At 66.6% G+C, this 22,384-nt stretch carries 20 protein-coding genes and 1 pseudogene; 5 read left to right on the forward strand and 16 right to left on the reverse strand.

The features are described 5' to 3' along the window. The first annotated feature begins 269 nt into the window (after positions 1-269). Complete coding sequence (locus tag EDL96_RS08950) at positions 270-770, forward strand: GyrI-like domain-containing protein (RefSeq protein WP_123825461.1); 501 nt, start codon at positions 270-272, stop codon at positions 768-770. 116 nt (positions 771-886) lie between these two features. Here the strand turns inward: EDL96_RS08950 and EDL96_RS08955 are convergent, their stop codons facing one another. The 9 genes and pseudogenes from EDL96_RS08955 to EDL96_RS08995 all read right to left on the reverse strand — a co-directional run bounded on the left by EDL96_RS08955 (position 887) and on the right by EDL96_RS08995 (position 10,784). Then, positions 887-1,579 (reverse strand): CoA transferase subunit B, encoded by a 693-nt coding sequence (locus tag EDL96_RS08955; RefSeq protein ID WP_123825462.1) that lies wholly within the window; start codon positions 1,577-1,579, stop codon positions 887-889. Continuing rightward, complete coding sequence (locus tag EDL96_RS08960; protein ID WP_123825463.1) at positions 1,576-2,388, reverse strand: CoA transferase subunit A; 813 nt, start codon at positions 2,386-2,388, stop codon at positions 1,576-1,578. Before EDL96_RS08960 ends, EDL96_RS08955 begins: the two co-directional genes overlap by 4 nt. Positions 2,389-2,445: 57 nt before the next feature. Further along, positions 2,446-3,666, reverse strand: a complete 1,221-nt coding sequence (locus tag EDL96_RS08965; RefSeq protein ID WP_123825464.1) for an acetyl-CoA C-acetyltransferase — start codon at positions 3,664-3,666, stop codon at positions 2,446-2,448. A gap of 132 nt (positions 3,667-3,798) precedes the next feature. Next, positions 3,799-4,974, reverse strand: coding sequence for a PucR family transcriptional regulator (locus EDL96_RS08970; protein ID WP_123825465.1), 1,176 nt, complete (start codon positions 4,972-4,974; stop codon positions 3,799-3,801). Between the two features lie 222 nt (positions 4,975-5,196). Further along, positions 5,197-5,889, reverse strand: a pseudogene (locus EDL96_RS08975) (ABC transporter ATP-binding protein); the annotation flags it as partial. A 77-nt stretch (positions 5,890-5,966) separates the two neighbouring features. Then, positions 5,967-6,833, reverse strand: a complete 867-nt coding sequence (locus EDL96_RS08980; protein WP_123825467.1) for an ABC transporter permease — start codon at positions 6,831-6,833, stop codon at positions 5,967-5,969. Positions 6,834-6,935: 102 nt separating this feature from the next. Continuing rightward, positions 6,936-8,951: a glycosyltransferase gene (locus tag EDL96_RS08985; RefSeq protein ID WP_407656942.1), complete on the reverse strand. Its 2,016-nt coding sequence runs from the start codon at positions 8,949-8,951 to the stop codon at positions 6,936-6,938. Next, a complete protein-coding gene (gene glf, locus EDL96_RS08990) occupies positions 8,948-10,135 on the reverse strand; it encodes a UDP-galactopyranose mutase (RefSeq protein ID WP_123825468.1) in 1,188 nt (395 codons plus the stop codon). Before glf ends, EDL96_RS08985 begins: the two co-directional genes overlap by 4 nt. 208 nt (positions 10,136-10,343) lie before the next feature. Beyond that, entirely contained in the window at positions 10,344-10,784 is a 441-nt protein-coding gene (locus tag EDL96_RS08995; protein ID WP_123825469.1) for a hypothetical protein, read from the reverse strand. A 249-nt stretch (positions 10,785-11,033) separates the two neighbouring features. On the opposite strand from EDL96_RS08995, the gene EDL96_RS09000 reads away from it, so the two are divergent. Further along, positions 11,034-11,282, forward strand: coding sequence for a WhiB family transcriptional regulator (locus EDL96_RS09000; RefSeq protein ID WP_123825470.1), 249 nt, complete (start codon positions 11,034-11,036; stop codon positions 11,280-11,282). Between the two features lie 54 nt (positions 11,283-11,336). Here the strand turns inward: EDL96_RS09000 and EDL96_RS09005 are convergent, their stop codons facing one another. The 3 genes from EDL96_RS09005 to EDL96_RS09015 form a co-directional block, all read right to left on the reverse strand. Further along, positions 11,337-12,914: a sensor histidine kinase gene (locus EDL96_RS09005; RefSeq protein WP_233568801.1), complete on the reverse strand. Its 1,578-nt coding sequence runs from the start codon at positions 12,912-12,914 to the stop codon at positions 11,337-11,339. Between the two features lie 65 nt (positions 12,915-12,979). Continuing rightward, entirely contained in the window at positions 12,980-14,437 is a 1,458-nt protein-coding gene (locus EDL96_RS09010; protein WP_123825471.1) for an AAA family ATPase, read from the reverse strand. Further along, positions 14,434-15,120, reverse strand: a complete 687-nt coding sequence (locus EDL96_RS09015) for an SAF domain-containing protein (protein ID WP_123825472.1) — start codon at positions 15,118-15,120, stop codon at positions 14,434-14,436. The genes EDL96_RS09010 and EDL96_RS09015 overlap by 4 nt, the downstream gene beginning before the upstream one ends. 258 nt (positions 15,121-15,378) lie before the next feature. Here EDL96_RS09015 and EDL96_RS09020 point away from each other — a divergent pair, with 258 nt between their 5' ends. Beyond that, on the forward strand, positions 15,379-15,597 hold the full coding sequence (locus tag EDL96_RS09020; protein WP_123825473.1) for a helix-turn-helix domain-containing protein: 219 nt from the start codon (positions 15,379-15,381) through the stop codon (positions 15,595-15,597). Positions 15,598-15,678: 81 nt separating this feature from the next. Here EDL96_RS09020 and EDL96_RS09025 read toward each other — a convergent pair whose 3' ends face one another. Further along, complete coding sequence (locus EDL96_RS09025) at positions 15,679-16,251, reverse strand: hypothetical protein (RefSeq protein ID WP_123825474.1); 573 nt, start codon at positions 16,249-16,251, stop codon at positions 15,679-15,681. A 217-nt stretch (positions 16,252-16,468) separates the two neighbouring features. On the opposite strand from EDL96_RS09025, the gene EDL96_RS13455 reads away from it, so the two are divergent. Beyond that, a complete protein-coding gene (locus EDL96_RS13455; RefSeq protein ID WP_199732576.1) occupies positions 16,469-17,104 on the forward strand; it encodes a LysM peptidoglycan-binding domain-containing protein in 636 nt (211 codons plus the stop codon). A gap of 126 nt (positions 17,105-17,230) precedes the next feature. Beyond that, complete coding sequence (locus tag EDL96_RS09035) at positions 17,231-17,683, forward strand: Rv3235 family protein (protein ID WP_123825475.1); 453 nt, start codon at positions 17,231-17,233, stop codon at positions 17,681-17,683. 3 nt (positions 17,684-17,686) lie between these two features. Here EDL96_RS09035 and secA read toward each other — a convergent pair whose 3' ends face one another. From secA to EDL96_RS09050, 3 genes are all read right to left on the reverse strand, one after another. Beyond that, positions 17,687-20,494 (reverse strand): preprotein translocase subunit SecA, encoded by a 2,808-nt coding sequence (gene secA, locus EDL96_RS09040; RefSeq protein ID WP_123825476.1) that lies wholly within the window; start codon positions 20,492-20,494, stop codon positions 17,687-17,689. A gap of 207 nt (positions 20,495-20,701) precedes the next feature. Continuing rightward, positions 20,702-21,382, reverse strand: a complete 681-nt coding sequence (gene hpf / locus EDL96_RS09045) for a ribosome hibernation-promoting factor, HPF/YfiA family (protein WP_123825477.1) — start codon at positions 21,380-21,382, stop codon at positions 20,702-20,704. 109 nt (positions 21,383-21,491) lie between these two features. Further along, positions 21,492-22,352, reverse strand: coding sequence for a ComF family protein (locus tag EDL96_RS09050; protein ID WP_123825478.1), 861 nt, complete (start codon positions 22,350-22,352; stop codon positions 21,492-21,494). Between the last annotated feature and the right edge of the window lie 32 nt (positions 22,353-22,384).

The raw sequence follows: 22,384 nt of genomic DNA on the forward strand, positions 1-22,384 counted from the left end.
CGGCGGCGCACTGATGTGCTCTACGCGATGCTGCGGGATGGCACTCTGTACGAAGACCCGACCACGCCTTCGGCGCCGTCGTCAGTCGCTCTGGCGGCTTGACGAAAACCATAGAGGCACCCCCCCGCTGAACCCTCGCGAAACTCCCGCATCGAGGCCTGATGCGGGAGTTTCGCGAGGGTTCAGCGGAGTGACGGCCTCCCGGTGCGGTCGCGGGACGCCGTAGAGTCGCAGTCGACAGCAGCTACCTCGCACCCCAGGAGTCCGACATGAACACCTCCGTCGCACCGGAGCCGTTCGACGGCGTCGTCGTAATCGATGCAGTCGCGACCCCCACCGTCGTTGCCCGCGAGCAGGACCTACCCATGACCCCGGAGGCGATGTCGGGCTTCTACGACGCGACCTTCCGCAGCATCTTCCCGGCGCTGGACGCGCAGGGGATTCAACCGGTCGGACCCGCGTTCGGGCTGCACACACGGATGCCTTCGGAAACCGTGGACATCGAAGCCGGTGTTCCCGTGGACCGCGTCCCGCAAGAACTTCCTGACGAGCTGGTGGCCTCCGAACTGCCTGCGGGCAAGGTCGTGGCCACGACCTACATCGGCGGGTACGACGGTCTCGGCGAGGCATGGGGCGCGTTCATGCAGGCCGTGGTGGAGTCCGGACACACGCCGACGTTCCCGCTGTGGGAGGTCTACGTGACGGAACCGAGCCCCGAAGGCGATCCTGCAGCCATGCGCACCGATCTGTTCACCCGCGTCGAGGACTGAGCACGTAGACAGGATCCACCGCTCCGGCGCCATCATTCACCGCCGAACCCTCGCGAAACTCGCGCATCGAGGTCTGATGCGGGAGTTTCGCGAGGGTTCGGCGGATTGAGACCGGGTCAGGCGTCCGAAAGCGGAACGGCCGTCAGGGCCTGAACCTGTTCACGGGTGACACCCGGGGCAGCTTCCACCAGGACCAGGCGGGGGTCGGCGTCGGTGCCGACGACGTCGATGACCGCAAGGTCTGTGATGATGCGGTTGACCACGGCGCGCCCGGTCAGGGGCAAGGTGCACGTGGGCAGGATCTTGGGCGTGCCGTCCTTGGCGCAGTGATCCATCAACACGATCACCTTGCCCGCACCGTGCACCAGATCCATGGCACCGCCCATGCCCTTGACCATCTTGCCGGGCACCATCCAGTTGGCCAGGTCGCCGTTGGCGGAGACCTGCATGGCTCCCAGGACGGCCACGTCGATCTTGCCGCCGCGGATCATCCCGAAGGACAGCGCCGAATCGAAGAAGGCCGCCCCCGGCAGGACCGTGACGGTTTCCTTGCCGGCGTTGATCAGGTCGGGGTCGAGCTGCTCCTCGCGTGGGTAGGGGCCCACACCCAGGATCCCGTTCTCGGACTGGAGCACCACCGTGCGACCGGACGGGATGTGGTTGGGAATCAGCGTGGGCATGCCGATCCCCAGGTTCACGTAGGAACCGTCCGGAAGCTCGTGGGCGGCACGGGCCGCCATCTGGTCCCTGCTCCAACCGGTGGACCGGACGGGCGGGGTGGTGTCGGCGTCGTGGGTCTGCTGTGTCATGACTCTGCTCCTCCCGAGGTGTGCTCAGTGGCGGGACGGACCGTGCGTTTCTCGATCGGTTTGTCGATCTGGGACCCCACTTCCACGACACGGTGGACGTACACGCCGGGCAGATGGACCGTGTCCGGGTCCAGCTCCCCCGGTTCCACGAGTTCCTCCACCTGGGCGATGCACACCCGACCGGCCATGGCCGCCGGGGGTGAGAACTGCCGGGCCGCCTTGTTGAACACCAGGTTCCCGTGGCGGTCACCCCTCAGGGCGTGGACCAGCGCGAAATCGGTCACCAGCGCTTCCTCCAGGACATACTGCTGTTCCTCCAGTCCTGCTGCAGGGCCCGGGGTGAACGGGTGGAGGGGCTTGGGCGAGGATGCCTTGAGAACGTTCCCGTCGGCGTCGTAGCGCATGGGCAGCCCACCGTCCGCGACCTGGGTGCCCACCCCCGTGCGAGTGAAGAACGCCGCGATGCCGGATCCGCCGGCCCGCAGTTTCTCCGCCAGGGTGCCCTGCGGGACCAGCTCCACCTCCAGCTCGCCCTCTAGGTACTGCCGCGCGAACTCCTTGTTCTCCCCCACGTAGGAGGAGGTCATCTTGGCGATCCGGCCGGCTTTGAGCAAAATGCCCAGGCCCCAGTCGTCCACCCCGCAGTTGTTGGACACCACACTCAGGTCCTTGGCGCCGTGGTCCAGCAACGCCTTGATGAGCTGCATGGGGTTCCCGGACAGGCCGAATCCGCCGACGGCCAGCGAGGCCCCGTCGGGTATGTCGGCCACGGCCTGGGCCGGGGTGGCCACGGTCTTGTCCAGTGTCACGGTCAGATCCTTTCGACGGGCACGTGCTCAGACAGCACGGAGGGTGGTAAGGGCTGCTCAGCGGCTGAGCAGGAGCGCATCGCCCTGGCCCCCGCCTCCGCACAGGGCGACGGCGGCCCGGCCGCTCCCCCGCCGGGACAGTTCCAGGGCCGCGGTCAGCACCAACCGGGCACCGGAGGCACCGATCGGATGGCCCAGAGCGATCGCTCCGCCGTGGATGTTGGTCTGCTCCAGCGGATAGTCCAGGTCCACCAAGGACTGGCAGGCCACCGCCCCGAAGGCCTCGTTGATCTCCACGAAATCCAGGTCGGCAACCGACCATTCCGTCTTGTCCACCGCCGCCTGAATGGCCCGCGACGGCTGGGAGTGCAGGGAGGAATCCGGCCCGGCCACCTGCCCGGCCGCCCCCACAGTGGCCAGGGCCTCCCACCCGTGTGCCTGCGCCGTCGCACGCGAGGTGACGACGACGGCGGCCGCACCGTCCGACAGCGGGGACGAGTTCCCCGCGGTGATGGAGGCTTCCGAGCCCGATCCGAAGGCGGGACGCAGCTTTCCGAGGGACTCCACGGTGGCCTCCGCACGAACCCCCTCGTCCTGCTCCACCAGGGCGGGGTCACCCTTGCGTTGGGGAATCTCCACCGGCGCGATCTCCTGGGCGAACACCCCGGCGGCCTGGGCTTCGGCGGCCCGTTGATGGGATCTTGCGGCGACGTCGTCCTGCTCGCGTCGGTCGAGGGCCAACTGCGCGTTGCCCTCCTCGGTCAGCTCCCCCATGGCCTGACCCGTCATGGCGTCGGTCAGTCCGTCATGGGCCACGGCGTCGAGCATGCCGACGGTTCCGTACTTGTGCCCGCCGCGTGATCCGGGAAGCAGGTGCGGCGCGTTGGTCATGGACTCCTGGCCGCCCGCGACGACCACGGAGGCTTCCCCCAGTCGGATCAACCGGGCGGCGTCGATCACGGCCGTCAGGCCGGACAGGCACACCTTGTTGATCGTGAGGGCGGGAACGTCCCATCCGATTCCGGCGGCGATGGCCGACTGCCGCGCCGGGTTCTGCCCGCATCCGGCCTGGACCACCTGCCCCATGATGACCGTGTCCACCTCGGAGGGGTCCACTCCGGAGCGCTCGAGGGCCGCGCGGATCGCGTGCGCCCCCAGGTCCGTGGCCCGCAGGGAGGCCTGTGCCCCGAGCAGACGGGTGAACGGGGTCCGGGCTCCGCCCACGATCACCACGTCCGTTGCGGACGAATCGGGTCCCGCGGAGTCGGTTCGGGTCATGGCGGCCTCCTCTGAACTGCTTGCCGGGCGGTGTCTCCTCCCAGCTTCTTCGTTCATTGTGATGGACGCCACGGACAAAAGTGCAAGCGCGCAGCCGAACGGTTGTGCTGATCTACAACGACCGCTGGTGCATCACCGCGAACGGTTCATGCCCTTCCGGGCAGCCAGCACCCACGCGATTTCGACGACCGTGTTCAGGTTCTGGGTGTCCACCCCCGTCAGGTCCTCGTAGCGTCGCAGTCGATACCGCAGGGTGTTCACGTGCACCGGGATGGCGGCCGCGGCCCGCGCGATGTTGAGGTCGTTGTCCAGGTAGGCGGCCAAGGACTCCAGGAGCAGGTCGCCGAACGTTCCGTGGGCTTGGACCGGGGCCAGGAGGCGCTGCTCGAGGACCCGGGTGGTGTCCGGACTGGTTGCCACACCCGATCGCCAGGACAGGCGTTCAAGGTCCACAGCTGCGCCAAGTCCCGTGGCCAAGGCGGCTTCGTGCACCCGAGTTGCGGTCAGGTAGGAGCGTGGCAGGTCCTCCGGCACGACGGCGGGCCCCACGGCCAGGAGCAGCTCGACCGGGACCTGGGGGACGGCGCCCTCGTCGGGAAGGATGCCGACCGCGGCCGAGCCGTACGGTGCGGCCAATGCCCCGGGTACGGACGCGAGGACGAACTGCACCAGACCCGTGGGGTCAAGTCCCTCCTGCTGAAGACGCGTCAGGTGGAAGGCGCGGACCGCGCGATCCGTGGGCACCGCGTAGGCGGTGACGCCGCGCCGCAGTTCCACCGGCTCATGCCCGCGCACCACGGCGTCCACGATCCACTGCAGTCTCCGAGCGGAGTCCGCGGCCGCGGCCGCGATCCCCTGTTCCTGGTAGACCCGCAGCGCTCTCGAGGAGAATGCGTCGGCCAGCGCCCACAGCCCGGTGCTGAAGGACAACGCCTCCGAAGCCGTGACCCCGTGTGTGGGCGCCAGTGCCAGCAGACGTTCGAGAATCACGGACATGCTGACCCGGAACCCGGAGAGCACGCTGCCCAGCGACACCCCCTGGGCCAGCCGCTCCGTGGCCAGTTCCTCGGCCTCGGTCAGGTCCTCGCCGGTCGGTACGTGCCCGTCGCGGATCACCTGCGTGCTCAGCCGGATGTTGCGCCGGGTCGAACGTTCCAGGGAGTCGGTCGAGACGCCGTCGTACCCGGGCACCGTGTCCAGGAGGATCCGGACGGTGTCGGCCACGATGGACTCATCCGCCCGCAGTGCATCGACGAGCGCGCTGATGGCCCCTTCGGGTCCGGGGCCTTCCGACGTGTCCTGGTCCATGGCCGATCCTCGGGCCCGTGCTCACAGCCCCTTGGTGCGCTTGACCTTGGTGGGGTCGTCCAGATCGGCCGGGTCGTCCAGTTCGGGGTCGTACTCCGGGACGTACTTCTCGCCCTTGGCGGCCGCTTCTTCGGCGGCCTTCCTGCGCTCGTCGCGCTTCCAGTACAGCCGCCGTTCCACGCGCTCGTTTTGTTCACGCTGCACGTCGGCCGCCGGGCGGTCACGCAGCTTGGCCACGGCCCCCACGGAGGGGCCGTCGTAGACGATCTTCCCGTGTTCCAGCACGATCCCGCGCTCACAGATGTCCATGATCAGGTCCAGGTCGTGAGAGACGACGACGAGCGTCTTGCCCCGGCGCACCAGGTCCTTGATGCGGCTGATGCACTTCTTCTGGAAGGGCTCGTCACCCACGGAGAGGATCTCGTCCACCAGGAAGACTTCCGGATCCGTGTGGATCGCGACAGCGAAGGCCAGGCGCAGGTACATGCCCGAGGAGTAGAACTTCACCTCGGTGTCGATGAACTCCCCGATCTCGGAGAAGGCCACGATGTCGTCGAACTTGGAATCGATCTCGGCCTTGTCCATGCCCAGGATCGCACCGTTGAGGTACACGTTGTCGCGACCGGTGAGATCGGGGTGAAAGCCCGCGCCGACCTCGATCAGGCCCGCAACCTTGCGGCGGGTACCCACATAACCTTCGTCCGGGTGCATGACCCCGGAGATCATCTTGAGCGTGGTGGACTTCCCGGAGCCATTGAAGCCCAGCAGGGCAACGGTTTCGCCGTCGTGGATGTCGAAGGAGACATCGTCCAGGGCCTTGAACTTCTCGGACAGGTCACCCTTTCGGCCCTTGGCGATCCACATGACCGCTTCCTTGATGGACCGCGTATGCCGCAGCGTGAACCACTTGGACATGTGGTCCGAACGGATGGCCACCGTTTCCTCGCTGAAGGTGACGCCCGGTTTCTTGAACGGAATGGTTGTCATGTCTCTCAGAGCTCCTGGGCGAAGTTGCCCTCGTAGCGGCGGAAGAGGAAATCGCCGAGGAACAGGGTGCCGAAGGCGATCAACAGGGCAACGGGCGTCCAAATGGTCATCAGATGGGCGGGCACGTGCCAGTGCTGCCACAGCTCCGTGGAGGGGAGCCAGAACCCGTAATGGAACAGTTCAACGGCCACCGTGAGCGGATTGGCGAAATAAATGTAGTAGAACCAGGCCGGCATCTTTTCCTGGACCATGGTGAACAGGTAAAGCACCGGGGAGGCCCAGGTGGCCACCATCATGATCATGTCCACGAAATTCTCGGCATCGCGGAAGAAGACGTTGAAGGTGGCAAAGATCATGCCCAGTCCCAGTGCGAAGACCGCCACAATCACGCAGCCCGCGATCATGCACAGGAACTGTTTGAAATTCGGGTGCCAACCGGAGGCGAGACAGGCGATCAACAGGATCAGCAGCTGCGGTACGAAATGCACCAGCGCCACGAACAAGTTGGACACCGGGAACAACTGCCTGGGGAGGTAGATCTTCTTGAGCAATCCCCCGTTGTCCGTGATCGACCGAGAAGAATTACCGAAGATCTCTCCGAAGAAATTGATCAAGACAATTCCGGAGAACAAATAGATCGCATAGTTCTCCAGGCCCTTGTTGAGCTCCAGGAAAATACCCATGGCGATGTAGAAGACACCGAACTGCACGGCCGGCTTCAGGTACGACCACAGCAGGCCCAGCACCGTGCCCCGGTACCGGATCTGGATCTCCTTGTCCACGACCAGACGCAGCAGATAGCGGTTGCGGAACACGTCCAGCAGGCCCCTGCCCTTGCCCGGGGTCATCAACTCCGGCGCGGATGTACTCATCCTTGCTCCTTGGACTTCAGTCTTCGTCGTCGTCAAATTCTGCATGCACGTGGCCGACCACCGTCGAGGGCGGTCGGCCACGGGATCAACCCAGAGGCTCGATCACTTCTTGGGATCCACCGGAGGGTTGGTCTGGAACGTCTTGGCCCAGGACTCCGGAGACGTGATCTGGGGCAGTGCGTCCTGGTACTGCTTGGCCAGGGAGTCCCAGCGGGAGAGCAGTTCCGTGTGGAGCTTGGCGCTGCGGGCCAGCAGGTCACGCACGGCCTTGGGGTCGCGCTTGTGCCACGCCGCCCCGGTGCCGTCCGCGTTGGACACCACCGCGGAATCCAGGGTGGACAAGTGGTACCACTTGCCGTCCTGGTGCGCCACGTACTCCTCCGGGTTGGTCTTGGACAGCTCCCGAACGGGCAGTCCGATCTGCTTGACCACGGTCTTGGCGGCCCAGGGCAGCAGTCCACGGTAGGTGGGCGGCTTGGGCGGGCCCACGCGCTTCGAGGGCTTGGACTTCTTGGCCGCCGGGAACTCGCCCAGGTCCTTGCTGAACTGGGCATCGGAGAACTGGTCCTTGAGGGCCCGGATCTCCGGCATCTTGGAGCCGATCATCCCGTGCAGGCCCTCGGGGCCCTTAAGCACGTCCTCGATGGCCATGAGCACCGTGGATGCCGCGTAGTACTGCATGGACAGCGTGTGCTTGGTGTCCACGTTGTAGGACTCGCGGATCATGCGGCCGCCGCGCGGGAACGGCGAGTGCAGGAGTGCCGCGATCAGCCGGTTGCGTTCGTGGAAGTAGGCCTGCCAGTCCACGGCGTCGTCCTTGTCCATCCAGGACACGTGCCACACGGCCGCGCCGGGCAGGGACACCGTGGGGTATCCGGCTTCCGCGGCGCGCAGGGAGTACTCGGAGTCGTCCCACTTGATGAACACCGGCAGGGACAGTCCCACGTCTTCCAGGACCACGCGCGGGATCAGGCACATCCACCAACCGTTGTAGTCGGCGTCCCAGCGGCGGTGCAGCATGCGACGGGACCGCAGGCCGGCCTCGGAGAAGTCGACGCCGCCCAGACCCTCGATGGGGCCCCACAGGAAGCGGTGCTTGTTGACCACTTCTGCGTAGCCGTTGAGCAGGGGGCGGTTGTACATGTCGAACATGTGCCCGCCCACGATGGTGGGTGTCCGGCAGAAGTCCGCGAACGCGACGGCGCGCAGCACGCCTTCGGTCTCCAGCAGGATGTCGTCGTCCAGGATCAGCACGTAGTCGGACTTGGAGCCGTCCTCACGACCCTGCACGACCTCGTACATGTTGCGGGAGAAACCGCCCGAGCCACCCAGGTTGCCCTGGCGGATCACGCGCAGCTTGCCGTTCATGGCGGCCTGAGCTTCGGGGAAATCGGCCTCGTCCTCGACCAGCTTGTTGCCCTGGTCCACGATGATCAGTTCGTCCAGGACCTGGTCGAATCCGTCCGCGCCGGCGATCGTCTTGATCGTGTTGACGCAGTAGTCCGGACGGTTGAACGTGGTCACACCCAGCGTCACGGTGCCCGCGGGGCGGTCGTCCGGCACGGACCAGGCCGCGGAGGTCAGGGTCATGCCTTCGTCGTCGGCAATCAGGTCGAACCAGTACCAGCCGCCGTCGCCGAACGGCGCCAGGGTCAGCTCGAACTCGCTCGTGTCCGTGCCCTTGAGACGACGGTCCTCGACGCGCTGGGAAATACCGCGAGCGTTGGAACGGTAGACGATCAGAGAGCCGGAGCCCTCGGTGGACACCGAGAGCACGACCTTCTCGGCCGAGGTCCAACGCCGCCAGTAGGAGGCGGGGAACGCGTTGAAGTAGGAGCCGAAGGACACACGACGTCCCGGGCGGATCTTCATGGAGCGCCGGGAGAGGATGTCGTCCGGGTGCTCCGCGACCTCGCCGGCCCCGGAGTTGCTGCTCTCACGCTGCAAGGGCCCATCCACGTACAGCGGCAGGGCGTCCAGGTCCTGGTTGGCCGGAAGGACCACCCGAGCCACCTCGCGCAACGCCTGCCCCTGTTCCTCGACCTCGTTGGAGATCTTGGACAGGTAGCCCTGGGCGTCGGCCTGGCTTTCCTGCTGTTCTGCGGTCTGCTCGCTCACGCGTCGATTCCTCCGCTCTGGATCTTGTTTCCACCCTGGAAGTGCGGGGCGATCTTGTTGTCCACCATGGACAGCGCGGCGCCGATGGCCATGTGCATGTCCAGGTACTTGTACGTGCCCAGTCGACCGCCGAACAGGACGGAGGACTCCCCGGCAGCGAGGTCGCGGTACGCCAGCAGCTTCTGCCGGTCCACGGAAGTGTTCACCGGGTAGTAGGGCTCGTCACCCTTCTCCGCGAACCGCGAGAACTCGCGCATGATCACGGTGGCGTCCTTGGTGTAGTCACGCTCCGGGTGGAAGTGGCGGAACTCGTGGATGCGGGTGAACGGGACATCGTCGTCCGGGTAGTTCATGACCGAGCAGCCCTGGTAGTCCTCGATCTCCAGGACCTCTTCCTCGAGGTCGATCGTGCGCCAGGACAGATCGCCTTCGGCGTAGTCGAAGTAGCGGTCCACCGGACCGGTGTAGACCACGGGTACCTGTCCGACGACGTTGGCCTTGGAGAACTCGTGGGAGTCGTCGAAGAAGTCGGTGTCCAGGTGGACCTCGATGTTCGGCTGCTCCGCCATCCGCTCCAACCAGGCCGTGTAGCCGTCCACCGGGAGGCCTTCGTACTTGTCGTTGAAGTAGCGGTTGTCGTAGGTGTACCGCACGGGCAGGCGGGTGATGATCGACGCCGGCAGCTCCTCCGGGGAGGTCTGCCACTGCTTGGCGGTGTAGTGCTTGATGAACGCCTCGTACAGCGGGCGCCCGATCAGCTGGATGCCCTTGTCGTTGAGGTTCTGGGGATCCGTGCCGGCGAGTTCACCGGCCTGTTCCTGGATGAGCGCCTTGGCCTCACCCGGGCCGTAGGCCGAGCGGAAGAACTGGTTGATCGTGCCCAGGTTGATGGGCATGGGAAACACCTCGCCGTTGTGGCGGGTGTAGACCTTGTGGACGTAGTTGGTGAAATCCGTGAACCGGTTGACGTACTCCCACACGCGCTCGTTGGAGGTGTGGAACAGGTGCGCACCGTAGCGGTGGACCTCGATCCCCGTGCGCTCTTCCTTCTCCGAGTAGGCGTTGCCGCCGATGTGGTGGCGGCGGTCGATGATCGCGACCTTCAGCCCCAGTTCGTTGGCAGCCCGTTCGGCGACCGTCAGACCGAAAAGGCCCGACCCGACCACGACAAGATCAGCGTTCACGTTGACTCCGTTCCCAAGACGTCTTCCCCCGCTGGCAGATCACCTGGCGGATCTCCGGGGGGTTCTTTGCAGGCGCGCACGGGCACCAGTTCGGCATTATGCCCAAAAGTACCGGAGTCCGCCGCGCCCGGCGGGCACCCCACGCGCGACGGGCGGCGTGAGCCCATTCACGCGGGCCGCGTCGCCAACGACGACATCAGCGCGCGATTCACCGGAGGTCCGCACGGACCTCCTGCGTGGTCCAGTCCACGACGGGCCGGGTGAACAGGCACAACATGGCGACGACCGCAGCCACCGCCAACGCCACGGCACCCAGGGTGCTGAACGGACGCACGATGGCACCGGCCGCGACCAAGGAGAACAACTGCGCGGTGAAAGCCGCGGCCCGCGGCCAGCGTTTGCCGTGCCACAGACCCCGCGCCGCATTCGTAAGCCACAGGCAGCCACCGCCGAAGACCACGGTCAGGAAGATCGCACCGGGAACGGACCACACCTCACCCGTGACCATCGCGTAGAGCATGAAGGCCGCCCCGATTCCCAGGACCAACGCCTGGACTGCCACGATCATCACGAGCGGTACCAGGGCCTGGGGACGAACGCTCGGGCGGCGACCGTCGTCAGGGTTCGGGCTGGACACGGTGGGGGGCACGGAACTCTCCTCGAGGCAATGGTCTGCGTCGACCCTACACACAGGCCCACACGCAGGGGCGTCAAGTGATGTGACGAACCTCCCAAACCCCTTGTTCACGCTGTGTTCACATGCCAAAGTCTAGGCAAGTTTTCAGACGTGGCCTCTGGTCGGTTCGCGTCTACCTCGTGCCACTGGCGCATCCCACGAAAATTCGGCGTGATCTGTCATGCCCGTCGTCGGGAGCGCATTCGAAAGGAGCCATCGCTGATGGATTGGCGCTCTCGCGCAGCCTGCCTCGAGAAGGACCCTGAGCTGTTCTTCCCGGTCGGAAACACCGGCCCCGCCCTGCTTCAGATCGAAGAAGCCAAAGCCGTGTGCCGTAGCTGCGCCGTCATGGACGAGTGCCTGAGCTGGGCCATGACCTCCGGCCAGGACGCCGGGGTGTGGGGTGGCATGAGCGAGGACGAGCGTCGGGCCCTCAAGCGCCGCAACGCGCGGGCGCGCCGGGCCTCCTGATCTGAGCTTTCTGGTCTGAGTCCCCTGCTCTGAGCCTTGGCGCTTGACCAGGCCTCATCGGGAGTCTGTGTAGAGCGGCACGATCGTTTCGACGGTCGTGCCGCCTCCTTGTCTGTGCCCCCAGGTGATCGCGCCGTCGAGTTCACCCAGGACCAGGTTCCGCACGATCCTGGATCCGAGTCCGCGCGGCTTGAGCCGAGGTTCCGTCTTCTCGTCGGCGGCCCACCGGCCGACGGGGAAGTCCGCCGGCAGCCCGGCGCCGTCGTCGGAGACCGTGACCACGAGTTCTTCGGACGGTTCGGCTCCGGACTCAACTCCCCCGGTGCTCGGATCGGGCTCCGTGGATTCTGGACGACGCCGCTGTGCGGTCACCGTCACCATTCCGCCCCGCCCGCCGAGCCCGTGCTCCACGGCGTTGGTCACGACTTCGTTGAGCACCAGCGCCAGTGGGGTGACGATGCGTCCCGGGAGTTCCCCGAAACTGCCCTCAAGCACAGGTTCCACCGCACCTTCCGTGGCCGCCAGGTCCACGATCGTGCGCAGTTGCCGGGAGAAGTACGCGTCGAAGTCCACTGCCTCCTCGGACATCTGCGACAGGGCGTCGTGGACCATCGCGACCGTGTCCACGCGCCCCGTGGCCTGCGCCAGACCCCGGCGGGCTTCCTCGCTCTCGGCGCGCCGGGTCTGCATGCGCAGCATGGCGGAAACCGTCTGCAGGCTGTTCTTGACCCGGTGGTGGGTCTCGCGGATGGTCGCGTCCTTGGAGTCCAGTTCCCGTTCCCGACGACGTAGCTCGGAGACGTCGCGGCAGAGCAAGATCGCGCCGAGTCGGTCGTCGTCGAACTTGAGCGGGATGGAGCGGAACATGACGGCGGCCCGGCCCCGGCGCAGTTCCGCGTAGTTGGCCATGCGGCCGCGCAGCACACCCATGTGCACCTCGTCCACCTGCTGGCCCTTGGGCAGCACGGACGCCAGGACGTCCGTCAGGAATTCGCCCATGACCTTCGGGGACGACCCCAGGCGGTTGACCGCCGAGACGGCATTCGGAGACATGAAACTCACCCGGTCCCGGGCATCGAGGCGAATGACCCCGTCCCCCACGCGCGGCGCACCCCGCCCCGGGGCGGTCGGAAGCCCCGGAGTCGGCCAAGCCCCCACCCGAGCCATGCGCATCAGGTCCAGGGCACTGTCCCGGTAGAACAGGTCCATGCGGGACAACCCGTCCTCGGGTCCGTCGGTGTGCAGGGAGAGGACCCCCAGCGTGTACGAGTCGCAGGTCACCGGCACGGCCATGACCTGGCGGTGCGTGACGTTGTCGCGCTTGACGGTCAGGGTCTCCCGTCCCCAGGCTTCGCGCAGGAACTCGGCCAGGTCGTCGTCGACCTCACGGTTGGGCTGATCGTCCACGTACATGGTCTGCGCTGTCGCGGGCCTGGTGTGCGACACGACGCGCATGGCCGTTCCCACGGCGGGTTGCGGCCGCGGCCCCGGCGTCAGGGCCACCGGCACCGTGATCATGACATCGCCCATCCCGAGATCCGCCAGGATCTGGGATTCCGCCATCAACAGGTGAAGATGCTCGACGGCCCGGTCCGAGAGTTCGGGACGTTCACGGGCGACCGACTGAGGCACGGCGCGTCCCTTCCGGGTTGCTGACGGGCAGGGTCACCGGCGGCGCCGGGTCCGTTGGCAGGCTATCACCGGCGGAGCCAGCCGCTCAGGCGTCGGCCGAACTTTGTTTCCGTCACAACTTCCTCCTCGGCATCCGCCACGTCCTGACCCGCCAAGCGTTCGCTGACATGCTGCGACAGGGACTCCAGCTCGCGCCGCAATGCCGAGTTCGGGGCAGCTTCGCACAGCACCGACCCGTCCAATGCGGCCTGGTCCACAGTTGCCGGGTCAAAGCTCAGGAACTCGCTGATCGGGGCCGGGGCACCGATGGCGGCCCACGCCTCCCGTACGGCGGCTCGAGGTGAACGCCCGGCCGCAGCCTTGCGGACCTTGTTGGCGACCACGACGACGGATGCGGTCGTGGCCTCCATGAGTGACGGCAGGGACTTCGCCGCCCTGGGCAGCCCCAGGACATCGGCGTTCACGACGGCCAGTACCAGATCGGCTTCCTCCAATGCTGTGAGCGTTGCCGCGTTCCGCCGCGGCGCCTCGGAATCGAAACTCAGCTCCTCGTCCTCTTCGAGGCTGAACCCGATGTCCACGACGATCACAGGCTGCTGCGCCGCGGCATCCTCCTCCCCCGGGGGCGTGACCTCACCGAAAGCTCGGCAGGCATGAAGGAGTCTGCGCACCGAACCCGAACGAAGTTCCGGCCACCGGTCGGGTCGGGTCAGCCCCGTCAGGACATCGATGTGGCTCCGACCGAGGTCGACCCGGACCGCCGCTCGATCGAGCGCCGCCGGATCCAGGCTGTTCCGATCCGCGGCTCGGCAAGCCAGGGAGACTCCGGCGGCCTCGTCCAACAACCCCAACAGACTGGCCACGGAGGGACCCCAGGTGTCCAGGTCGATCAGCGTGACCCGGTGACCTTGCGCCGCGAGTTCGGCGGACAGGTTGACGGCGACGGTGCTCCGCCCGGGCGAGCCGTGCGGCCCCCAGACGACGACCACGCGGGACCGGGCCCCGTCGTCGATCCGCTTGCCGCCGTTCGAGAAGTGGTCATCCGTGGACAGGAGCAGCGATTCTCCGATGCCGATGTCGTCTCCGGGACCGAGGGCCCCCTCCGACTCCTGCGGGGCGCCCGCAGAAACGGCCACCGTCGGCTCCGCGGTCGGCGCCCCGGGTGCGGCCCCTCTGAGCCGCGTGATTCGCTGCGATTCATCGCTCAGGATCTCGGCGGCTTCACGGGCATCGGTGTCGACCGGGACGAAGACAGCCCCGGCGGCGACCATGCGGTCGTCGTCGAAGCCTTCGACGACCGCTACCACGACGCCCGCCGCCAGAAGGGTGTCCATGGCTTCGGGCACGAACTCCTCGGCACCCTCCGCGACGAGGACCGCCCGCGCGAGACCGGAGCGGGTCACGGACAGAACCTCCGCCAGATCGGCCGATCGCCGGACAAGCGTCACGGGTCCGTGCAAACGGTCGATCTCCTGCCCCAGGAGATCCGCCGTCGCGCCGACGCTCGTCAGCGGGACGCTCACCGGCCACCGCCGATGTGGGGAACCAGTGTGATCCGGGATTCACTGGCCAGGGCGTCGACGACGTCGGAGACGTCGCCCTCCTCGACCAGCACCTGCGCCGTCAGTTGTTGCCCAGCACCCAGGGTTCCGGTGGCCTCGTCGACGGAGGCCAGCTCCGCCCCCTCGAGTACCTGTTCTGCTTCACCCCAGCCTCGCCCGGTGTTCTCACGTTCGGAGACCCAGAGGTCCACGGTGTCACCGGCACCCGTGCCGCTGGGCAGCGCAGCCGTGAGCGGTATGCCCATGGGGCGACGGTCCAGGTCCTCGGCCGCTCCCAACGCGGCGCTGGGTACCAGCTGGCCACTGGGCACACTGGCAAGGACCACGGTCCCCTCTTCCAACGCGTCAACGTCCTGGAGGTAGGACCCTTCCACACCCTCCAACCGGACGTCGACCGTCCTGAAGTCGTCAGCCGTCACCTTCGTCCCGACTTCCAGGTCGCGCGTGGCCACGACATGCGGTTGGGTGACGCTCGTGAGGGCCAACGTGGCCGTGGTGCCGGCGACCGAGGCGAGGACGAGCCCCAACCCGATCAGCAGACGCGGTTCCTTCCAGCCCGGTTTGCGGAACCTGCCGGACGAGGAAGGCTCCCCGGCGTGCGCAGCCGCGGAGACCCCGGTTCGGCTGTTCGATCCACTGGGCACAACGCTCTCCTCACGTAGCGAGCCACCAGCTGTCCGATGGCCCGTGCACGGACACTCGCGTGGTCATCCTGGCCCACGTCAACAGTTCTTCGGAACACCGTCGGTCAATCTGTGGACGCAGCCGACGCAACAATCCGCAGAAGGACGCGTTTGCATGTGATCCTGTGGACAACCAAGGACGAGGACCCGTCGGTGGCACACTGGTGACCAACCATTCGCAGCAGGCCCAGTACGTCCGCCGGCCCAGAAGGAGAAGTCGTGGCAAACGCCCAGTTCTACACCCTGGCGGACGTGGCGGAGATTCTCAGCGCCTCCCCCGCTCAGGTGCGAGCCATGGTGCGCTCCGGCGAGTTGCCCGCCATCCAGATCGGTGGCCGCGGCCAGTGGCGCATCCAGATCAGCGTCTTCGAGGAATGGGTGCAGCAGAAGCACCAGGAGACCGCGAAAGCGATCCACTCGGGCGTCTCGCTCGACTGATCACCCGCCGGCCAGGACGGCAGGTGATCTCACTTTCGGCGACCGGCGCCCTGCCGGGGGGCCCGTGGCCTGACACATCACTCAGACCGAGTCGGGCCCGTCCCCCACGTTCTGTGCCACCACGCACGCGACCGCCCCGTAGGGCACCGTTCGAATCGAACGTACGGAGCGCCGTCGTCGATATTCATCCGACGGGTGAAGGGCCAGGTCCAGGTGGTCACGCCCCGCACGGTCGATGGTTCCCTCCAGAACAACCGAAGGCCCGGACGTCAGGTGCAGTTGCACGGCTGCGCGTGCCGTTGCCAGGGCGCGCATGGCGTGTGGCAACCCGAGACGACGCCGATGCTCCGGTGACTGCCGACGCACACCCAAACCTTCGATCCAGTCGACGGCCGCGAGCGGAACGAGCGTTTCATGGCCCTGCTCCTCAAGCACCACCCACCCCGCGCCGGCGGAGGCCACGAACCCGTCCAGGCCCCGACCACCGCGCAGGGAGATCCGGGCAGGAGATCCCAGGTGCGCACCGAAACGATCCTCCAACAGCGCCTCGGCGGTCTCCGCGCGGGTGAGTTCGGCAGCCTCCATCTCCACACCGCGGTATCGCTCCGCGGCCAGCTGCGCCTCCATGTCGGCGAACAAGTCGTCCCAACGCATCGCTTCCCCTGTTCTGCCCCACACCCGGAATCTCAAGTGGCCTCCGTCACTTTACGCCACACAACAAGAAGTCACCCCTCGGCTATTGACTGAGATCGAACGTGCGCTCATGCTCTTGAACAACATCAAATGCAATCAATCACCATCAAATGACACTTGGTTGCCGTGACGTCATCCGACGCACGGACCGCTCATACGACGAGAGTTGAGGTGCACGGTGACTCCGCGATCAGCACATCGCTTCACACCACCGCCGCCACCAGTCGGCGACGACGGGCGTGACTCGCACGAGTCTCCGCTGGACCTGTACTCCCCCGGTACTCCCGTGATCCTGGGCCTGGCCGCCCTGGGCCTGAACTCCGTACTCGCGGGCACGGCGGCTTACGCCGAACAGCCCGTGGTGACCGCGGTCGATGACCCCGCGCACGAGCAGCGCGACACAGGAGTGCCCGAGGAGTCATCGACCGCCATGCCGTCCCCGTTCTGGAGCAGCCAGGAACCCGCCGGGGGCGGACAGACCGGGCACACGGGCGACGACCGCCCCGATGCAACCGCCGATTCCCCCACCGCCCCACCGGCCCCGTCCAGGGGAGACACGTTCCCGTCCCGCCCCACCCAGGACACCCACGCCGGTGCCGACAGGGTGGTCGAAGGCACGGTCACGGTTCGCGGCGGAGAGTCCTTGTGGTCCATCACCGCTGATCTGCTGGGGCCGGAGGCTGACGCGGCCCAGATCGCAGCCACCTGGCCCGAATTGTGGAAAGCCAACGCCGCCCAGGTCCCGGATCCCGACCTGCTTCAGGCCGGAACGGTGCTGACGGTTCCTGACTCCTTGCATCCGTCCGGGGCCTGAGAGCCGCAACCGTTCATCACCGTCCGTCCACCCGCCACCGAGTACTTCGACAACGCCGACCGATCAGTTCGAAACCCCGAAAACTCCCAGTACCCCGAATGTTCCGATGACTCCGAGGAGCCCGACATGTCCATCATCGCTCGCAGTGAAGCAGCAGGCACCCAGCAGCACGGGTACGTCTGGCGGGGACGACAGCAGGCAGCGACCACCTTCGCACCGGGGACGGAACGCGAACGAGTCACCGCTCTGACCCGAGCAGTGGCGGTCGCCGCGCTGGAAGTCATGGCCGGTACCCGGCCCGCCGCCCAGCTGCTGCGCTGGACCACACCGGAAATCGTGGACAAACTCCGCCGACGCTCTGGTGTACTGCAGCAGCGCCGTCTGCTGGAGCCGCCGCAGGCTCCGGTCCACGCAACGCACCGGCACTCCGAGGTCCTGCGGCAGCGCGTGTGCCACGTGACTGAGGGTGTCTACGAGGTCGCCCTGGTGATTCGCGACGACGCCCGGACCCGCGCCCTGGTCATCCGGGCCGAACGGCCCGAACTCGCATGGCGTGTCACCGTCCTGGAGATCGGCTGAGCCTCACTTGCCCTTGCGGGAACGACGCTTGGTGCCCTTGCGCTTGGCAGCCGCTTCGGCCTGACGGCGTTCCGCGCGAGACCTCGGCTGGGCCGTTGCGGCATCGGCGTCGGTGGACACCTTGTCCAGCGGGGATTCCGTGGGTGCTTCCGACGGGGAGTCCGCCCGCCCGTCGCCCTCCGACTGACCGTCCGCCGCGACCGTGGTGTTGGGCTCGGTGTGGACGTCGACGTCGCCGTCCTCGTCCGGGGCGGAGAACTGCAGGAACTTGGGCTGCTTAGGAACGTTGACGGACACCGCCCCGCCCGTGCCCGCGCGCTGCTTGGACAGGTCCATGTTGAACAGGTATGTGATGGTTTCCTCGCGAATGGCACCCATCATGGATTCGTACATGGTGAAGCCTTCACGCTGGTATTCGACCAACGGGTCACGCTGGGCCATGGCCCGCAGACCGATACCGTCCTTGAGGTAGTCCATCTCGTAGAGGTGCTCGGGCCATTTCCGCCCCAGGACGGACAGCAGGACGCGGCGTTCCAGGTTCCGCATGGCCTCCGAGCCCACGGACTCCTCGCGCTCCTCGTACACCACCTGGGCGTCGGAGACGATCTGCTCGCGCAGGAACCCGGTGGTGAGCTTTTCGCGACCGCCCGCTTCCTCGATGAGTTCGTCCGCGGTGACGCCCACCGGGTACACCAGTCCAAGTGCCTCCCACAGACCTTCCAGGTCCCAGTCCTCCGGGTGCCCTGCGCTGGTCCGGTCCACGACGATCGAGCCCACCACGTCGGTGAGGAACTGTTGGATCTGCTCCTTGAGGTCGTCACCCTCCAGGATGCGGCGTCGGTCCTCGTAGATGGCCTTGCGCTGGCGGTTGAGAACGTCGTCGTACTTGAGCACGTTCTTGCGCTGTTCCGTGTTCCGGCCCTCGACCTGGTTCTGGGCCGAGGCGATGGCGCGGGAGACGATGCGGAATTCCAGGGCCGAGTCGTCCGCCGCGTTGGCCATGAGGCGAGCCGCACCACCCGCGTTGAACAGGCGCATGAGGTCGTCGGTCAGGGACAGGTAGAAGCGCGACTCCCCCGGATCCCCCTGACGTCCGGAGCGGCCACGGAGCTGGTTGTCGATACGCCGGGATTCATGCCGTTCGGTGCCGAGCACGTACAGACCACCAAGGTCCAGGACCTCCTGGTGCTCATCGCCGATCTCGAGCTCGGCCTCAGCGAGCACGGCCGGCCACGCCGCCTCGTACCCCTCCAGATCCCGCTCGGGGTCCAGGCCTTTTTCCTTCATGCGTTCGATGGCCATGGCCTCGGCGTTGCCACCCAGGATGATGTCGGTGCCGCGCCCGGCCATGTTGGTGGCCACCGTGACGGCACCCTTACGTCCCGCCTGCGCGACGATCGCTGCCTCACGAGCGTGGTTCTTGGCGTTGAGTACTTCGTGCCGGACCCCACGCTTGGACAGCAGCTTGGAGAGGTACTCGGACTTCTCCACGGACGTGGTGCCCACCAGGACAGGCTGACCCGTCTTGTACCGCTCCTCGATGTCTTGAACGACGGCGGCGAACTTGCGGACCTCGTCCTTGTAGACCAGGTCCGTCTTGTCCTGACGAATCATCGGCTTGTTGGTCGGGATGGCGACCACACCGAGTTCGTAGGTGTTCATGAACTCGGCCGCTTCGGTCTCCGCGGTACCGGTCATGCCCGCGAGCTTGTCGTAGAGACGGAAGTAGTTCTGCAGGGTGACGGTGGCCATCGTCTGGTTCTCGGGCTTGACCTCGACCTTTTCCTTGGCCTCGATCGCCTGGTGAACACCTTCGTTGTAGCGGCGGCCCTTGAGAATACGACCCGTGTGCTCGTCGACGATCTGCACTTCACCGCTCATGACCACGTAGTCCTTGTCCCGTTGGAACAGTTCCTTGGCCTTGAGCGCGTTGTTGAGGAAGCCAATCAGCGGGGTGTTGGCGGTGTCGTAGAGGTTCTCGATACCCAGCCAGTCCTCGACCTTGTCGATGCCGCCTTCCAGGACGGAGACCGTGCGCTTCTTCTCGTCAGCCTCGTAGTCCTCGTCCAGGTCCAGGCGCTGCACCAGGTTCGCAAAGACGGAGTACCAGCGGTTCGCATCACCGGAGGCCGGGCCCGAGATGATCAGAGGTGTACGGGATTCGTCGATGAGGATCGAGTCGACCTCGTCAACGATCGCGAAGTTGTGGCCGCGTTGGACGAGTTCGTCGACGTTCCACGCCATGTTGTCGCGCAGGTAGTCGAAGCCGAACTCATTGTTGGTTCCGTACGTGATGTCCGCTGCGTAGTGCTTGCGCCGCGTGGCAGGATCCTGGCCCGCCAGGATGGTCCCGGTCTCCAGGCCCAGGAAGCGGTAGATACGCCCCATCTGCTCGGCCTGGGAACCCGCCAGGAAGTCGTTGACGGTCACCACGTGCACGCCCTTGCCCGACAGCGCGTTCAGGTAGGCCGGTGCCGTTGCCACGAGCGTCTTGCCTTCGCCGGTCTTCATCTCGGCGATGTTGCCCAGGTGCAACGCGGCACCGCCCATGAGTTGGACGTCGTAGTGTCGCTTGCCCAACGTCCGGGAGGAGGCCTCGCGGACCACGGCAAAAGCTTCCGGCAGCAGGCGGTCCAGTGACTCGCCGTCCTCGATCCGGGAGCGGAAGGAGTCCGTTTCGGCACGCAGTTCTGCGTCGGTGAAGTCGCGGAAACCGTCCTCGAGCGAGTTGATCGCGTCGGAGTAGTCCTTGAGGCGCTTGAGCACCTTCTTGTCACCGGTCCGGAGCACCTTCTCCAGGATTGAGGCCACGTGCTCACGCTCCTTGTACGTCGTGGGGATATGTCCGCGGGGATCGCTACGTCGGGGGATCTCTACGGCGTGGGGCGACACGTCGCCGCGTCCCGACCCATACTCCCGTGGTGGCGGGGGCATGACAATCCGCCCCAGTGTACGCCAGTGGACATGACGACGGTGCGGGGTGATCTCTCGCCCCGCACCGTCGAAATCAGGTGTTGACTAGCCCGCCTGGTAGGCCCGGGCGGGTTCCGACTCCGTGTCGGTGGCCTCCGAGCTGAGACTAATTACACCGTATTCCCAGCCCTTCCGGCGATATGCGACCGACGGCTCACCGGTTTCCGCGTCAACGAACAGGTAGAAGTCGTGACCGACCAGTTCCATGCGATCCACGGCCTGGTCCACGGTCATGCGTTCCTCAGGGAACCGCTTGCGCCGGATCTCCACGGGCGGAACGTCGTCTTCCAGGCCGTACTCCGTGTCGAAGGCCTCGACCTCGGCAGCCGCGAGTTCCTGCTCGGAGGCATAGACCGGGCCATCGGTCGGTGCCACGGGCAGCGGACCAGTGGCCTCGAACACGGCGGTGGGACGATGGTGGCCGCGGTGCACCTTACGACGATCGCGGGCGCGGCGCAGCTGCTCGATCAGCTTGGCGTAGGCCTCGTCGAACACTGCGAACTTGTCATCACCCCGGGCCTCTGCACGGAGGACGGGGCCTCGCCCGATAACCGTGGCTTCGACCCGCATACCGTCACGACCGGGAGTGGGGTTCTCCTTGACGACCTTCACTTCGATCCGTTGGACCTTGTCACCCAGTTCTTCGAATTTCACGACCTTTTCGGCCACGTACTCCTTGAACCGTTCCGGAACGCTGACGTTGCGCCCCTGGATGATGAGCTCCATGGTGTCCTCCAGTCTCGCTGGTCACTGTGGAGACCGGCGATGCAACCTCCACCCCGGGGACCAATCCCGGTACCTCTCACGTTACCCCGCTCACACTTTGAATTCACCTTCACAGGCCTTCGTGGCCGACCCCGTGCGGCATGTTCCCTGTCGGCGTATGGGCCGCTGCCAGAACGACCGCGCCGAGGACCTCCGCCCCCGCGTCACGCAGGGTCCGACAGGCTCTGGACAACGTGGCCCCGGTGGTCACGACGTCGTCGATCAGGACCACCGCACCCGGCTGTGCCCGTCGGCCGGAGGGAAGACGACGTCCCGTTGCCACGCGGAAGTTCTGAGCACCCGAGCGCACCCGCGCGTCGGCAGAACGTGCTTTCTGCGCCCCTGCCTCCGCACGCGGACCAAGGTGCAGCCGCTGGGCCAGTTCGCGGATCGCACCGTCCGGGTCCCGGCTACGGTGCACCAACCAGGGTGTGACCGACGTCCCCGGCGGGAGGTTGACGCCCGGGCGCCCTGCCGAGAGCAGCTCGCCGACCGGATCGAACCACCGGCGACGGAGGGCCCGGGCGGAGGTGGGGATCGGCACCAGGTCCACCCGCCGTGGCCCCGCGGTGTCGTCGACCGGCCCCGGAGTTCCGAGGGCGGCGCGCACGGCTCGCAGCAGCACCGGCCCCAGTTCGGGAAGAAGGTCCGTGCGCCCGGCCTGCTTCATGGCCAGAAGACACGTAGCCAGTTCGTGTTCGTAGGTGCCCGCCGCGACGATGGGGAGTCCGTCGGCATGGCGGGCGTAGTGCTCGACACGTGCCGGATGGGCGGTGCTGCGATGGAGCAGGCGCCGACACGAGCGGCACAGCGCCGCTCCGGGCTCTCGGCACACGACGCACTCAACGGGCAGCACCGGTTCCAGACCGGTTGCGATCACCCCGGTCACAGCGGTGGCGACGCGATCCCATGCCTGTCCGTGGACACTCACGAGAGCAGCCTGCACCGCGGTTCCCACCACGG

This window comes from Kocuria soli, from assembly GCF_003797835.1.
Taxonomy (GTDB): domain Bacteria; phylum Actinomycetota; class Actinomycetes; order Actinomycetales; family Micrococcaceae; genus Kocuria; species Kocuria soli.

Coding starts and splice junctions, on each gene's coding strand:
- EDL96_RS08950 (WP_123825461.1), top strand. CDS start 270: ATGAACACCTCCGTCGCACCGGAGCCGTTCGACGGCGTCGTCGTAATC.
- EDL96_RS08955 (WP_123825462.1), bottom strand. CDS start 1,579: ATGACACAGCAGACCCACGACGCCGACACCACCCCGCCCGTCCGGTCC.
- EDL96_RS08965 (WP_123825464.1), bottom strand. CDS start 3,666: ATGACCCGAACCGACTCCGCGGGACCCGATTCGTCCGCAACGGACGTG.
- EDL96_RS08970 (WP_123825465.1), bottom strand. CDS start 4,974: ATGGACCAGGACACGTCGGAAGGCCCCGGACCCGAAGGGGCCATCAGC.
- EDL96_RS08980 (WP_123825467.1), bottom strand. CDS start 6,833: ATGAGTACATCCGCGCCGGAGTTGATGACCCCGGGCAAGGGCAGGGGC.
- EDL96_RS09000 (WP_123825470.1), top strand. CDS start 11,034: ATGGATTGGCGCTCTCGCGCAGCCTGCCTCGAGAAGGACCCTGAGCTG.
- EDL96_RS09025 (WP_123825474.1), bottom strand. CDS start 16,251: ATGCGTTGGGACGACTTGTTCGCCGACATGGAGGCGCAGCTGGCCGCG.
- EDL96_RS09035 (WP_123825475.1), top strand. CDS start 17,231: ATGTCCATCATCGCTCGCAGTGAAGCAGCAGGCACCCAGCAGCACGGG.
- hpf (WP_123825477.1), bottom strand. CDS start 21,382: ATGGAGCTCATCATCCAGGGGCGCAACGTCAGCGTTCCGGAACGGTTC.